Source organism: Mycobacterium sp. 29Ha (genome assembly GCF_032883055.1).
GTDB classification, from domain to species: Bacteria; Actinomycetota; Actinomycetes; order Mycobacteriales; family Mycobacteriaceae; genus Mycobacterium; species Mycobacterium gallinarum.
This window is the reverse complement of the sequence record NZ_JAMQTI010000014.1, coordinates 72,735-87,207: the sequence shown is the minus strand read 5'-3', so window position 1 is coordinate 87,207 and position 14,473 is coordinate 72,735. Positions and strand designations below refer to the sequence as shown.

Sequence of the window (14,473 nt, the reverse complement as noted above, 5' to 3'; positions counted from 1 at the left end):
CTGCCGCCGGCTTCGATACCCGAAGCCCGCCACCACCGACTTGTCACCCCGATCCGGTCCGTCGTGAGCAAGCCTCCGACGGGCCGGATCTATTTTCAGACTCGAACACACCATGGCCACTCATCCCACAATCGGCGTAGAAGAGGAATTCCTGCTCGCCGATCCCGCAACGGGCGAACCGGTCGCCGTCAACAAGACGGTCGCCGGTCACGCCGCCGAGCGCGGCGTGAAGCTACAGCTCGAGCTCACCAGCTGCCAGGTCGAAACCGCCACCGACGTTGTCGGCGGCACCCGCGAACTCGCCGACCAGCTGTTCAGGTTGCGCCGGATCACGGCCGAGGCCGCCGAAGCCGGCGGCGCCCGGCTGCTGGCCGTCGGACTACCGCCCACCGTGCCGCACGAATTCCCGATCACCGACACCCCGCGCTACCGAAAGATCGCCGAAAGGCACGGCATGATCGCGCACGAACAAGGCATCTGCGGTGCCCACGTGCATGTCGCCGTGCCGAACCGTGAGGCCGCAGTACGGGTCAGCAACCGGCTGCGGCCGTGGCTGCCGCTGCTGCTCTCGCTCAGCACGAATTCCGCGATCTACCGCAATACCGACACCGGCTACGCCAGCTGGCGCAGCGTGTTGTGGGCGCGGTGGCCGAGCGCGGGACCGCCGCCGGCATTCGATTCCGTCGACGAGTACGACGCCGTCGTGCAGATGCTCATTCGCGTGGGCGCCGCGCTGGACGACGGGATGGTCTATTGGGATGTCCGGCCGTCGGCGAACTTTCCGACTGTCGAGGTCCGTGTCGCCGACGTGCCGGCCACGGTCGCCGAGACCGTGCTGCTGGCGGCGTTGATCCGCGGAGCGGTGATGACGGCGCTGGACGACGAGCGGCAGCGCCAACCGGTATCGCCGCTGGCACCCCATGCCCTGCGGGCCGCCTACTGGAAATCGGCGCGCGACGGCCTCGACGGCGAAGCGCTCGACCTGGCCGGGGGTCACGAGTGTGCGCCTGCGCGATCGTTGTTGGAAAACCTGGTCGAGCACGTGCGGCCCGCGCTCGAGGCGGTCGGCGACTACGACCTCGTCAGCGGCGAACTGCACCGCGTCGCCGAGGAGGGCAACGGGGCGATGCGCCAACGGCGGGCGTGGCAGCGGGGTCACGACGTCGCCGATGTGATCGCCGAGGCCGCAGCGGCCACTCTCGAGGGGACCTAGGTCAGTGGTAGTGCCGCGAAGGGCGCCGTGGTCGGCATCAGTGAACCGCCGGCCGGTTCGATGGTGAACGCCAGAGTGCTCGACCCGTCCAGATCCGGCAGCACCGCGGTGGTCGACGGCGCGATGGCCTGCGCGTCCATGGTTCCCGCCGAATGCGGCCCCTCGTCGTTGATCAACCACATCTGGTAGACGGTGCCGGTTTGGGGCGGCGCGACGTTGTTCATCACCAGCACGCCCGCGTTTTTGTCGCGGGAGAAGACGACCGTCGCACGTCCGCCGCCGGGAATGTCGCCGGAAACGGTCCGCACATCCGGTGCGGCGAAGATCTGCTCCGCGGTCGTCGGTGGGGGCCGCAGCGCCAAGCCGACGCCGAGGGCGCCGAGTCCGACGATCAATGCAGCCGCGGCGGCCAGCACGGCCGTGCGCCACCGCTTCGCGCGGGGTTTCATCGGGATCACCGGTGCCTCCACGGCAGGCGTCCTGCCGATTTCGGCGAGGACACGGTCGCGGAGTTCGTTCGGCGGCTCGACGGCGGTGGCGGCCGATATCGCCGCCATGGTTTCGCGCACCGCACGGACTTCGTCGCCGAAGGCGCGCGCCACGTCGGGCGGTGCACTCGCAAGACGACGGTCGATGTCGGCACGTTCAACCTCGGACATCGCGTGCAACGCATACGGCGTCGCAAGGGCGGTCAAATCGTCTATCGGTTGAGTCATGTCAGCCCCAAACACCTGCGTAGGCCGCGAATGGCATCGCGCATCCGCGATTTGATCGTCGCGAGGTTGGCCGACAGCCGCTCGGACACCTGAACGTAGGTCAGGCCGTCGTAGTAGGCGAGGTGAATGGCCTCTCGCTGAGTATCGGTCAGTGAGCCGAGACATTCGGCCACCTGGCGATGCTCGTCGCTCTGGATCACCGAGTCGGCGACCTGGTCGGACGGTGGCTCGACATTGGCGGCGCCATAGCGGGACTCGCGCTGACCGGCGGCCTGCTCAGAGCGCACCCGGTCCACGGCACGACGATGCGCGAGCGTCATCAGCCACGACATCGGGGACCCCGCGGCGGGATTGTATGAATCCGCGGTGCGCCATACCTGCAGGTAGATGTCCTGCGTGGTCTCCTCGCTATAGCCGGGATCGCGCAAAACTCGGGTGACCAGGCCGTATACCCGCGCCCGAGTCTGATCGTAGAACTCCGCGAACGCGTCGACGTCCTGCCGGGCGACTTGGCGGAGCAGCTCGTCGAGGTCCCTTGTCACAGGCCGTAGCCTATCGACCGGCGCAATTAGCGTCATGGTATTCGCGATCTAGGTGGACGCGGTACGAAAAATGAAGTACGCGAACGGTATTCGCCGAAGCCGTTTCTACTGGCCATGTACTTCTCGGTGAGGCGGGCTCCGGTGGCGTACACCAGGAAGTAGGTCATGAGCACCGGGGACAGCACGGTGACGAGCGAAATCGCGCCCGCGATGCTGGCCAGCCACAGTCCCCACCACACACATGCGTCGCCGAAGTAATTCGGATGCCGGGTCCACGCCCACAGTCCGCGGTCCATGATGACACCCTGGTTGGCCGGGTCGGCCTTGAAGCGGCGCAGCTGGTGATCGCCGACGGCCTCGAACAGCAAGCCGAGCGCCCACACGGCGACACCCAGGACGAACACCGGGCGCAGCAACGCCGGCGTCGGACCCAGGACAGCCGAAAGTTGAAGGGGCAACGAGACGAACCACGTCGCCGCCCCCTGGATCAAGAACACCTTTCGGATCACATGCCCCGCCGAGAAGTCGCCGCGCAGCAGGTCACGGTAGCGTGGATCCTCGCCCTTACCAGCCGATTTCAGCGTCATGTGCCACGCGAGTCGCAGTCCCCACACCGCGACGAGCGCCAGTAGGAGGACCCGCCGGAACGCGTCACCCGTGCCGAGGGCGGCAGCGACGGCGGCCACCGCGACGAATCCCAGACCCCACGCGGTGTCGACGACGTTGTATCGCCCGATCCGGCGGCCGATCAGGAAGGTGACGGTGTGAACGATGACCAGGATGGCCAGCGACGCCGTGGAGACGACGACGAGATTCATTGCCCGCCTCCGGCGAACGGTGTCATCACGCACGTCCCGACGGCGCGAACGTCCACTGGTAAACGTTGAGGTACCCCGACCGGAAACCGGCCTCTGAGTAAGCCAGATAGAGCTCCCACATCCGGTGAAACACGTCGTCGAATCCCAACTCCGCCAGGGCATCTTGGCGAGCGACGAAACGCTCCCGCCACAACCGAAGCGTCTCGGCGTAGTGCAGGCGCAGCGAGAACATGTCAACGGTGCGCAGCCTGGTGGTGGACTCGGTGATGCCGAGGATCGCCTCGGTCGAGGGCAGCAGACCGCCGGGGAATATGTACTTCTGGATCCAGGTGTAGGTGTTGCGGCTGGCCAGCATCCGGTCGTGCGGCATGGTGATGGCTTGGATCGCCACCCGGCCTTCGGGAGCGACCAGCCGGTCGAGCGTCTGAAAGTACGTGGGCCAGAACGGGTATCCAACGGCCTCGATCATCTCGATCGACAGCACGGCGTCATAACTGCCTTCGACGTCGCGGTAGTCGCACAGGTCGATCTCAACCAGGTCGGACAGCCCCGCCTCGGCCACCCGCTGTCGGGCCAGTCGCTGCTGCTCGGCCGACAAGGTGATCGAACGGACGTGTGCGCCGCGCATTGCGGCGCGGATGCACAGTTCACCCCAGCCGGTGCCGATCTCGAGCACCCGGCTGCCCGACCCGACCCCCGTGGCGTCGAGGATGCGGTCGATCTTTCGGCGTTGCGCATCCGCGAGGCTCGACTCATGCGCGGGAAGGGACTCGAACAGCGCGCTGGAGTACGTCATCGTCTTGTCGAGGAATTCGGCGAACATGAGGTTCGACAGGTCGTAGTGGTCCGCGATGTTGCGGCGCGCCTGCCGACGGCTGTTGTACTGCGACCGCGGTGGGCGCACGACGGCGAGCGGCCGGAACCTCTGCAGGACAGGAGGAATCAGCTCTGTCAGCCGCTTGCCGAACTCGGTGAGCAGGCCCGCGATATCCGTAGAGCTCCAGTCGCCTGCCATATACGACTCACCGAAGCCGATGAGCCCGTAGCGACCGACCCGGCGAACCATGGCCTCGGGCCGATGCACGACCATGGTCGGCAGCGTGGGGTCAGCCGCCCCGATGACGGTCCCGTCGGGATAGACGACGCGGATCGGCAACCGCGACACGGCGCGGCGGAACAACCGGTCGGCGATCGCGCCCGTTGCGGCACTGAGCGGCCCGACCGGTACTCGTGCCACGGCCGGCCATCTGTCCGAATCGATGGTGGCCGGGGCGGCCGAGGTGAGGTCAATGATCACGACTGGTGGACTCTTTCCTTGACGTGGGACTCGCGTGGCACGACGGGGACTCGTCGCAGCCAGAGAGTGATGCCTTGTACCCGAATCCCGATCGCGCCCATCAACGGAGCCAGCGGCGCGACGAGTTGCAGCCGCAGGATCTCGGCAACACCTGCGCGCCTTCGGTTCCCACGCATCGTGACGACGAAGGCCGGCTGGTTCTCGCGGTGCAGGGAGATGCGCACGTCGAGGGTCTCGTCGGGGCGCGGGGCGGTCACCAGGTAGTAGCCGTCCACGTCATTGAACGGTGAGACGTACAGCCTTTTCATGACGATCGTAGGGTGGTCGCTGTCGGGCGGCAGCACGTAGGCATGGCGTCCGCCGTAGGTGTTGTGTACCTCGGCGATGATGTGACGCAACGTTCCGTCGGCGTCGTGGCACCAGTAGAGGCTGAGCGGGTTGAAGACGTATCCGAGAACCCGCGCCTGCAGCAGCGCGGTGACACGGCCGCCGTTCAGGTCGATGCCCCGGTCGGCGAGGAACGCGTCGATGCGTTGACGCAGGGTGTCATTCGGACCATCGGATTCGAAGAGGTGGTCGCGTGCGTCGAAGCGGGCGAACGGCCGCAGCCACCGGGGCAGCTTGGGTAGAGCGTCGACGTCGACGTACCAGCTGTACCCGCGATGCTCGAAGTAGTGATGCACCGGGGCGCGACGGAGGTGGGTGATCCGAGTGCGGTAGATGGCGGGCGGCGTCAGCATGCCACCGCCTCGCGGGCGACGGCCGGCCAATCGACCCCCAGACGCTGCGCCGCCCGCAATCCGGACGCCGCACCGTCCTCGTGGAAACCCCACCCGTGGTACGCGCCTGCGAATACCACGCGATCGTCGTCCAAGGTCGGCAACAGTCGTTGAGCGGCAACAGAACTCGGCGTGTACATCGGATGGCTGTATGTCATCTCGGTGAGCACGGCGGCGGGGTCGACGCGATCCCTGCCGCCGAGTGTCACCAGGATTCGGGAGCCGCCGCCGAGGCGCATCAGTCGCGTCACGTCGTAGGTGACCATCACCGACGCGTCGTCGGAGGTGGCCAGGTAATTCCACGACGCCCTGGCGCGTCGGTTCTTGGGCAGCACCGACTCGTCGGTGTGAAGCTGTGCATGGTTGATGCTGTACTCGATGGCACCGAGCACCGCGCGTTCCGTTGGTGTCGGGTCGGCGAGCATGAGCAGCGCCTGATCGGGGTGGGTGGCGACGACGGCGGCGTCGTAACGCCGCGGTCCGTCGATGTCGTCGGAAACTTCGACGCCATAGGGCAGTCGTGCCACCGAGCGCACCGCGGCGCCCAACCGCACCTCGTCGATCTCTTTGGCCACCGCGTCGACGTACGTGACGGAACCGCCGACCACAGTCCGCCAGGTTGGCGAGTCGAACACCGACAGCATCCCGTGGTGCTCCAGAAATACGAACAGGTAGCGCGCCGGATAGTTCAGCGACCGGCCAGGCGGAGCCGACCACACCGCGGCGATCAGCGGCGTCATGAAGTACTCGATGAAGTACTGGGAGAAACCGTGGCGGTCGAGGAACTCGCCGACCGTCGCGTCGTCCTCGTCGCTCTCGAGCAGGCGCAGCGCCGCCCGGTGAAAGCGTTTGACCTCGACCAGCATGTACAGGTAACGCGGGCGGGTGAGCGACGACCACGACGGAAACAACCCGCCGATCCCGCGGGCACCGGCGTATTCGAGGCCGCTGGCGTCGTCGCGAACCGACATCGACATGTCGGTGTCGCGGGTGGCGATGCCGAGTTCGTCGAAGAGCCGGCACAGCGTGGGGTAGGTGCGGTCGTTGTGCACCAGGAATGCCGAGTCGACGCCGATCGTCCCGCCGGCGTCGGGGTGGGGGATCTGGTGGGTGTGGGCGTGCCCGCCGAGTCGGGTGTCGGCCTCGTAGAGGGTCACGCGGTCGCGCTGTGCCAGAACATATGCCGCGACCAGGCCTGAGACGCCGCTGCCGATGACGGCGACCGAGCGTGAAGCGGGGCTGGAACTTTCCACACCTCGTATTCGGAGCGGGGGCCGGTCCGGATGGGTGAGGTCGTACCCGCTAGGTCGGGGACGATTCCCAGGAACGCGCCGCCGCGGCCAGCCCCTGCACCAACGTCGAAGTCGCGGGGGAGAGCCCGTCGTCCCCGGGTAGCTGGCTGCGCGGGCTGATGCCACGTACCCGCGGCGTGAGTTCGAGCTGTGTGCCGCCCCGTCGCACCCGGTTCACCGGGTTGTCCGGGTGCAGGCCCCGCAGCTCACGGGGTATGGCGTCGATGTCGGTGACCACCTGATACCCCGGAACGGTGACGTGGAGCGCGAGATGTTCGGCCAGTCGGCGGTTGCGGCCGCCGGCGAGCAGCTGTGTGCTGCGACCTATGCGGCCGTAGCCGTGCAGCGACACCACCACGTCGACATGGTCGAGGAACCCGGCCAGTCTTTCGGACTCCGCGGGGTCATAGCGCGCCGATGACAGGTGGTGCGGGTAGTGGTCGGGGTGACGCACCACATACAGCGACGCGTCGGCGGCATCGGCGGCGCGCTCGGCGATGACGTCGGTCATCTGCTCCAGGCCGCCGCCGTGGAAGGCCATGAACCCGAACCGCGACCGCAGAGTCAGCTCTTCGACGATGCCGGGGTCCGCGAGTAGTTCTGAAAGTGATTGTGGTGCAAGTGAACTCGAACTTGCCGTGCTTCCGGGCCACCGGGTTGGATCCCATCGCCTCAGGAAGTCGATCCAGCGCTGTGGCAGGCCGTGATGCAGTGCGCCGTCGACGACGCGTTCGAGATAGCCCGGCCGCGGCGGGCCCGGTTCGACGCGGTGATCGATGTACACCCATGCCTGGTACGGGCCGTCGTCGGTGTGCACGGTGAGGCGGTCGCGGCGATACCGCACCGGAACACCTTCTGCGCTGTCGAGGGTCGCGAGGTCGGTATCGGTCAGCTGCCACACGACGCCGTGTACCTGCGAGCCGTCGAACTGTTCGACTGTCGCCACGCCGCGCTCGTTGATGAGCCAGTCGTGGTCGGCCAGCGTCGCCGGCCGCGGGTCGACAGCGCCTGGGCACCGCCGCGCCATCTGCCGAACGCACAGGTTCGACCCGTAGGCGAAGTAGGTATGCCGCATCAGCCCTTGACGGTGAGATAGATCAGCACCACATTCAGCACTGTAATCAACGCAGCGACCAGCCACCCAAGAGCTGTGGTCACCCGATGGTTGGTGTCGTCGCCCATCACTGCGCGGTCGCTGGTCAGCCGCACCAGCGGGATCAGCGCGAACGGGATTCCGAACGACAGCACCACCTGCGACAACACCAGCGCGCGGCTCGGGTCGACGCCCACCGCCAAAATCACCAGTGCGGGCACGAGGGTGATGAGCCGTCGGGCCACCATCGGAATCGACACATGGAGCAGGCCCTGCATGATCATCTGGCCTGCATATGCGCCCACCGATGACGACGCGAGACCCGACGCAAGCAGTCCGATCGCGAACAGCAGGGCGACCGTCGGGCCCAGTGTGTCGCTGACCGCGGCGTGGGCACCCTCGATCGAGTCGGTGTTGTCGCGGCCCTGCAGGTTCGTCGCCGCTACGAGCAGCATCGAGAGGTTGACCGCACCCGCGACGACCATCGCGATTCCGACGTCCCAGCGGGTGACGCGCAGCAGCATCCGGCGCATCGGACCGGGTTCGGGGTGACCGTGGCGGTCGCGGGTGAGACCGGAGTGTAGATAGACCGCGTGCGGCATCACGGTCGCTCCGAGCATTGCCGCGGCGAGCAGCACGCTCTCGGTGCCCGCGAACATCGGCACCAGACCGGCGGCAGCCTCGCTCGCGGGCGGCGCTGCGACGAACAGGCTGGTGCAGAACCCGATCGCGATGACCAGCAGCAGGCCGGTGATGACCCGCTCGAACATCTGCTGGCCGCGGCGGTCCTTGATCACCAAGAGCAACAGCGAGACGGCTCCGGTGATCACGCCGCCGGTGAGCAGTGGGAGATCGAAAAGTAGGTACAGCGCGATGGCTCCGCCCACCACCTCGGCGAGATCCGTTGCCATCGCGACTAATTCGGCTTGCAGCCAGTAGCCCAGCCGAGTCGAGCGTCGCATCCTGCCGCCGACGGCTTCGGGCAACGACTGACCGCTGACGAGACCGAGCTTCGCCGACAGGTACTGCACCAGGCAGGCCATGATGTTGGCCACCACGATGACCCACACCAGTAGGAAGCCGAACTGCGCGCCCGCGCTGACGTTGGCGGCGACGTTGCCCGGGTCGACGTAGGCGATGGCGGCGACGAACGCCGGCCCGAGCAGCAACCAACTCGGCCGCAACCGCACGTCAGCGTCCTGTGCCACCAACCCACCTTCTATCGGAACGGCGAATAGAAAAGTTAGGTTAGCCGAAACCTCCGCTGACGCGAAACTAACGCGTCGTCACCAGCCCAAGCCCCATCCGCCGAGGTCGATGACCAGGCCACCGCCCCAGTACGGTCCCCAGCCGCCGCCGTTGCTGATCGGTGGCGGTGAGGTGACGATCTGTGAGCTGCCGTTGGTCTGGCACTGTGTCGTGTTAGGGCCGGTGTTGACGCATTCTGGTGCGGCCGCCGCGGCCGGAGCGAGGGCAACGCCGCATGCGCCTGCCATCGCGAAAACTGTTGCGGTATAACGAATCCTGGACCGCATGGTAGGCCTCCTTAAGGCCGCGGTTGTGGTGATCAGCGGCCGCAGGGGCCGCCGCCACCACCGGTGGCTCCTAGGCCGTGACCACGACCCCGATCAGGGGAAGAACAAGCCGGGCTCGCCCCACATGTCGCCCCACGGGCCGACGTACTCCTGCTGGGCGGGCGTGTCGTTGATCTGCACATTGCCCGGCGTCGCGCACTCGGTCGAGGAGCCGCCGAGGGCTGCGGAGCCGCCCTCGTTGACGCATTGTGGGAGACCCGACGCCTGCGGACGCTGTTCCTGGACAGGTGCAGGTGCAGGAACGGGTTCGGGTGCCGGCTGGGCGCTGGCCGCGGGGGCGGCCACGACAGCGATCGCTGCCCCGGCAGCGGCAACGAACGGAGTGAAGATTCGAAGTGTGGTCCGCATAGGCGCGCCCTTCATCAAGTTTTCCCCGGCTCATCGATCAGAGTACAACCCTTTTCCGGTGATCAGGGGTAGGTCCAGGGTGGTCCTGATGCCGGCCGGAGCGGCGACCACCGCGGGGATCGCGTTGACGACGCGGGCGGCCGTCGCCACCAATCCGGCGTGATTGTGATCGCCATTCGGGCTGCTGAGGCAGAGGTCCAAAGCGTAAGACGGCTCACCGGTGATCTCGATGCGATAGGAGCCGCCCTCCTGAGCCGGCTGCGGCCAGTCAGGCCGCAGATCGTCACGCAACCGCGTGACGTGTTCGAGCACGACCGCGACCTTGCCGTCCTTCTTTCCCTGGACCTCAAAGCGCAATGCTGCGGCAGTGCCCTTCTCGATGTGGCCCGACGCGATGTCGAAATCCTCGGGCGCGGGCTCGCGTACGTAGGTCTCGGTCACCTCATCGAGTTCGACGCCGAGGCCCGCCGCCAGTTGCCGCACCACCGAACCCCAGGCGAGGCTCAGAACCCCGGGCTGCAACAGCATCGGAAGGTCGTCCATGGGCCTGCCGAAGCCCATCACGTCGAACATCACGGTGGCGCTGTCGTAGGTGTCGTAGTTGATGATCTCCATGCACCGGATCTGCTCGATGCTCTGGCACGTTCCGGCCAGTGCGAGCGGAAGCAGGTCGTTGGCGAACCCAGGGTCGATGCCGTTGACGAATATGCTGGCGTTGCCCTCCTTCGCCGCATCCTCGATCGGTTTGAGGAGTTCGTCGGGAATCACACCCCATGGGTATTGAAGGAACACCGCGCTGCTGGCGACCACGTTGACGCCCGCGGCCAAGATGCGCCGGTAGTCCTCCAGCGCTTCGGGCAGACGGTTGTCGGCCATCGCGGTGTACACCGCACAGTCCGGTTTGGTCGCCAGAACCGCGTCGAGATCGGTCGTGGCGGTGATTCCCGTCGAAACATCGAGTCCGGCAAGCTCTCCGGCGTCCTTACCGGCCTTGGACTCCGACGACACCCACACCCCGGTCAGCTCGAGCTGCGGATCGTTGATCAGCTGGGTCAGAGCGTGACGTCCGACGTTGCCGGTGCCGATCGCTGCGACTTTGATATTCAAGAGTTGCTCCTCACAGATCCGGGATCGGTAGGTCGAGGTTCGGGAAGGTGAGGCCGCCGTCGACCTCGAGCGTCTTACCGGTCAGGTAGGAGCCGGCGGGGGAGGCGAGGTACACGGCCGCTGCGGCGATGTCCTCGGGTTGGCCCAATCTGCGCATGGGCGTGGCCTTTTCCATCGGTGCGCGCAGTTCGTCGTTCGAGGCGACCACGTCGAGCGCCGAGGTGAGGATTGAGCCGGGGGCGATCGCGTTGACGCGAATCTTGGGGCACAAGTCCAAAGCGGTGAGCCTGGTGTAGTGCGCGAGCGCGGCCTTGGCGGTGCCGTATGCGGCGAATCCGCGACCGGCTTCGCGGCCCATCGTCGACGTGATGTTGATGATGCTCCCGCCACCGGAATGCTCGAGCATCAGCGGAACGGCGGCGGTGGTGAGCGCGTGCGCAGTCGCCACGTTGAACGTGAAAGCGTCGCGCAGGTCCTTCGTGGAGGTGGTCAGCAGTGTGTTCGGCATGGTGCCGCCGACGTTGTTCACGACGATGTCTAGTTTGCCGAAGGCCTCGATGGCCTCGCCCGCGAGCTTGGCGGTGTCCTCGGGGTGGGCGAGGTCGGCGACCACGACGTGGGCTTTGCGACCGGCACCCTTGATCTGCTCGGCCACCTCTTCGAGTTGCGATTGGGTGCGGGCGGCAATGACCACGTCAGCACCGGCTTCCGCGAATGCCAGCGCCATCGCCGCGCCGAGGCCGCGGCCAGCGCCGGTCACCACCGCGACGTGGTCGTCCAGCCGAAATCTGTCCAGTATCACAATTGTTTCCTTCCGTCGCCCGGGCGAACCTTAGCAAGCCTAGACAGCGCCGGTAAGGACTTTCTGAAACACGTTCTACTTTTGTCAGGGTGGTGGCGGCGCCGGCAATCGGGCCGTGGGCCGACCGTTCGACTGACCGCTACTTCAAGCGACTCTCGCCTCGACCAGGCTGTACGGAGACGCCGTCGGTATGACGCGCGTCATCTCGAGTCCGCTTCGGCGCAGCAGGTCGCGATACTCGTCGGCACTGCGCTCACGGGCGCTTCCGCCGAGCAACATCTCCAGATCGGCCCACTTGCCGATGAAGTCGCGGTCGTGTTCGGGAATCACCAGTTCCACCAACACGATTCGGGCCGCGGGGCCGACAGAAGCGCGGATGGTGCGAAGGATGTCGAGGGCCTGCTCGTCAGGCCAATCATGAATGATGTGCTTCAGGAGGTAGACGTCGCCGTCGGCCGGGACCTTCTCGAAGAACGACCCGCCGTCGATGCGGACGCGGTCGGCCACTCCCGCTTTCTCCAGCAGCGCAGGCGCGTTCGCTACCACCTGCGGCAAGTCGTAGAGCACACCGCTGGCGCCAGGCGTAGCAGCCAGGACGGAAGCGAGCAGCCGGCCGTGTCCACCCCCCACATCGACGATCGTCGAGCCGCCGCTGAAGGGGTATGCGGCAACGACGAATTCCTCGGACAAACCCGAAATGTTGGTCATGGTTTCGTTGAACAAGCCAGCGAGTTCGGGCTCGTCGTCGAGGTACTCGAAGAAGTCCTTGCCGCGCAGCCGCGGAATACTTGCTTGGCCCGTCCGAATCGAGTCGACGAGCATGCTCCAGTGTTCGCGGTGCTGCGGCGAGCCGTAGTACTTCGCGGCCGCGGCCATGGACTGCGGCGCGTCGGACCGCAAGGTGTCGGCAAGATGATTGAGTGCGTAGCGGCCATGGCGGTCCTGCCGGAATACGCCGCGTCCGATGAGAGCTCGTAACAGCCTGCGGAGCGCGTCGGGGTCGGCGTCGACGCGACGCGCCAAGTCCTCGAGGGGCAGCGGACCCGACGCGAGAGCGTCGGCGACGCCCAGCTGCGCGGCGGCCTGGATCGCCTGCGACGTCCACGCCGCCAGGATCAGTTCCACCATGGCCACCGGGGCAGGCGCGAGCCGGAGATGCAGTCGGTTGACGTGATGCCGTGCGCGCTCGACGACTCTCGCGAGTCCAGGGGGAACGGTAGCCATGGTGGCCTCCATGCTAATTTGGATAAAGCACCATATATTGGATATAGTGAACTATAAGGAAGTAGATGATCAGTGTCAACAGCTGCCGATTCGAAGCCTCGGCGCAAGTACGACAACAGCCGCCGGCGCGCCGACGCCGAAGCGCGCCAACGCAGCATCATCGAGGCGGCCACCGAGTTGTTCGTCGAGCAGGGTTTCGGTCCGACGACGATCGATCAGATCGCCGCCGCGGCCGATGTGTCGGCGCAGACCATCTATGCGACCTACGGTTCCAAAGCCGCTGTCCTCTTCCGCGCCATCGAGATCGCCGTCGCCGGCGATTACGAGGAAGCCCCGCTCATGGATTTCGCACCCGATCTCGCGGAGCTGGCCGAGCACCGTTCACAGTTCGCCGCCGCCGCGCATTTCGTGCGTGAAATGCATGACCGCGTCGCGGCGCTCATGCGGGTGATGGAAGGGGCCGCTTCGGCTGATCCCAGTCTCGAGGAAAGGCGCACAGACCTACTTCGCCAGATTCGATCCGCGGTTGCGGTGTGGATCTCGCAGATCGGATCGGAGGCGCTGCGGCCCGGCCTATCCGAGGATCAAGCGACCGACGTGGCGTTCACCGTGCAGGCCCCGCATCTGTATTCGATATACACAGCCGATCTGGGCTGGACGCCGGACCAATACGAGGAGTGGCTCTCACACGCGCTGCCCCGCCTCTTGCTGCGTCCAGAACTTTTGACCGAATGACGGCTACTTCTTGGTGGCGGCCTTCTTGGCGGGCGCTTTCTTCGCGGCTTTCTTGGCCGGGGCCTTCTTCGCCGCCTTCTTTGCGGGTGCCTTCTTGGCAGGCTTGTCCGAACCGCCTTCGCGGCGGGCCTTGACGCTGGCCTCCAGTTTCGCCAGCAGATCCGAGACGTCCTCGGTCTCGTCGAGTTCCTTCGGCTGCTCCTCGGTGGTAAACGCCTCGCCGCCTTCGAGTTTCGCCTGGATAAGCTCGTGCAGCTGTTCCTGGTAGTCATCGTGATATCGGTCGGGCTTGAAGTCGTCGGTCATCGACTCGACGACCTGACTCGCCATCTTGAGCTCGGCGGGCTTGATGTCGGTCTTCGTATCGAGCGACGGGAAGTCGGGATCGCGGATCTCGTCGGGCCACAGCAGCGTCTGGATCACCATGACATCGCGCTTTGAGAAGTCCTGCACCCGCAGTGCCGCCAGCCGCGTCTTGTTTCGCAGCGCGAAGTGCACGATCGCGACCCGGTCGGTATCCATCAGCGTCTTGGCCAGCAGCACGTACGACTTCGTCGACTTGCCCTCCGGTTCGAGGAAGTAGCTCTTGTCGTACATCATCGGATCGATGTCGCTGGCGGGAACGAACTCCAGCACCTCGATCTCACGGCTGCGTTCCTCGGGCAGGGTCGCGATGTCGTCGTCGGTGATGATCACCGTCTGACCGTCGTCGGATTCGTAGGCCTTCGCGATGTCACGGAACTCGACGACCTCGCCGCACACCTCGCAGACGCGCTTGTACCGGATGCGTCCGTTGTCCTTCTCGTGCACCTGGTGGAACTTGACGTCGTGGTCTTCGGTCGCGCTGTAGACCTTGACCGGGACGTTCACCAGGCCGAAGGCAATTGAACCCTTCCATATGGAGCGCATAAA

16 protein-coding genes are annotated in these 14,473 nt (G+C 66.1%); 2 read left to right on the top strand and 14 right to left on the bottom strand.

What is annotated here, in order from left to right; all coding sequences use genetic code 11:
* Positions 1-112 precede the first annotated feature (112 nt).
* Positions 113-1,213, top strand: coding sequence for a glutamate--cysteine ligase (locus M1248_RS19065; protein WP_317149382.1), 1,101 nt, complete (start codon positions 113-115; stop codon positions 1,211-1,213).
* Here M1248_RS19065 and M1248_RS19060 read toward each other — a convergent pair.
* From M1248_RS19060 to M1248_RS19000, 13 genes are all read right to left on the bottom strand, one after another.
* On the bottom strand, positions 1,210-1,929 hold the full coding sequence (locus M1248_RS19060; protein WP_317149381.1) for an anti-sigma factor: 720 nt from the start codon (positions 1,927-1,929) through the stop codon (positions 1,210-1,212). The genes M1248_RS19065 and M1248_RS19060 overlap by 4 nt on opposite strands.
* Complete coding sequence (locus M1248_RS19055) at positions 1,926-2,507, bottom strand: sigma-70 family RNA polymerase sigma factor (RefSeq protein ID WP_163730677.1); 582 nt, start codon at positions 2,505-2,507, stop codon at positions 1,926-1,928. Before M1248_RS19055 ends, M1248_RS19060 begins: the two co-directional genes overlap by 4 nt.
* Positions 2,504-3,289 carry a DUF1295 domain-containing protein gene (locus tag M1248_RS19050; protein ID WP_317149380.1) on the bottom strand — a complete coding sequence of 262 codons (786 nt, stop codon included), beginning with the start codon at positions 3,287-3,289 and terminating at the stop codon, positions 2,504-2,506. The genes M1248_RS19055 and M1248_RS19050 overlap by 4 nt, the downstream gene beginning before the upstream one ends.
* A gap of 25 nt (positions 3,290-3,314) precedes the next feature.
* Positions 3,315-4,586, bottom strand: coding sequence for a class I SAM-dependent methyltransferase (locus M1248_RS19045; protein ID WP_317149379.1), 1,272 nt, complete (start codon positions 4,584-4,586; stop codon positions 3,315-3,317).
* Entirely contained in the window at positions 4,583-5,326 is a 744-nt protein-coding gene (locus tag M1248_RS19040) for a DUF1365 domain-containing protein (protein WP_317149378.1), read from the bottom strand. The genes M1248_RS19045 and M1248_RS19040 overlap by 4 nt, the downstream gene beginning before the upstream one ends.
* Entirely contained in the window at positions 5,320-6,618 is a 1,299-nt protein-coding gene (locus tag M1248_RS19035) for an NAD(P)/FAD-dependent oxidoreductase (protein WP_317149377.1), read from the bottom strand. Before M1248_RS19035 ends, M1248_RS19040 begins: the two co-directional genes overlap by 7 nt.
* A gap of 49 nt (positions 6,619-6,667) precedes the next feature.
* Positions 6,668-7,732 carry a poly-gamma-glutamate hydrolase family protein gene (locus M1248_RS19030; RefSeq protein ID WP_317149376.1) on the bottom strand — a complete coding sequence of 355 codons (1,065 nt, stop codon included), beginning with the start codon at positions 7,730-7,732 and terminating at the stop codon, positions 6,668-6,670.
* Positions 7,732-8,958, bottom strand: coding sequence for an Nramp family divalent metal transporter (locus M1248_RS19025; RefSeq protein ID WP_317149375.1), 1,227 nt, complete (start codon positions 8,956-8,958; stop codon positions 7,732-7,734). Before M1248_RS19025 ends, M1248_RS19030 begins: the two co-directional genes overlap by 1 nt.
* A 78-nt stretch (positions 8,959-9,036) precedes the next feature.
* Positions 9,037-9,285, bottom strand: a complete 249-nt coding sequence (locus M1248_RS19020; RefSeq protein ID WP_317149374.1) for a hypothetical protein — start codon at positions 9,283-9,285, stop codon at positions 9,037-9,039.
* 93 nt (positions 9,286-9,378) lie between these two features.
* The gene (locus tag M1248_RS19015) at positions 9,379-9,693 is read right to left on the bottom strand and encodes a hypothetical protein (RefSeq protein ID WP_317149373.1); all 315 of its coding nucleotides are present in this window, start codon (positions 9,691-9,693) and stop codon (positions 9,379-9,381) included.
* Positions 9,694-9,723: 30 nt separating this feature from the next.
* Positions 9,724-10,800: a diacylglycerol kinase gene (locus M1248_RS19010; RefSeq protein ID WP_317149372.1), complete on the bottom strand. Its 1,077-nt coding sequence runs from the start codon at positions 10,798-10,800 to the stop codon at positions 9,724-9,726.
* Positions 10,801-10,810: 10 nt separating this feature from the next.
* Positions 10,811-11,602, bottom strand: coding sequence for an SDR family oxidoreductase (locus tag M1248_RS19005; protein WP_317149371.1), 792 nt, complete (start codon positions 11,600-11,602; stop codon positions 10,811-10,813).
* 144 nt (positions 11,603-11,746) lie between these two features.
* Entirely contained in the window at positions 11,747-12,826 is a 1,080-nt protein-coding gene (locus M1248_RS19000; protein ID WP_317149370.1) for a methyltransferase, read from the bottom strand.
* 72 nt (positions 12,827-12,898) lie between these two features.
* On the opposite strand from M1248_RS19000, the gene M1248_RS18995 reads away from it, so the two are divergent.
* A complete protein-coding gene (locus tag M1248_RS18995; protein ID WP_317149369.1) occupies positions 12,899-13,561 on the top strand; it encodes a helix-turn-helix domain-containing protein in 663 nt (220 codons plus the stop codon).
* A gap of 3 nt (positions 13,562-13,564) precedes the next feature.
* Here the strand turns inward: M1248_RS18995 and M1248_RS18990 are convergent, their stop codons facing one another.
* Positions 13,565-14,470: a Ku protein gene (locus M1248_RS18990; protein ID WP_317149368.1), complete on the bottom strand. Its 906-nt coding sequence runs from the start codon at positions 14,468-14,470 to the stop codon at positions 13,565-13,567.
* Positions 14,471-14,473: the final 3 nt, after the last annotated feature.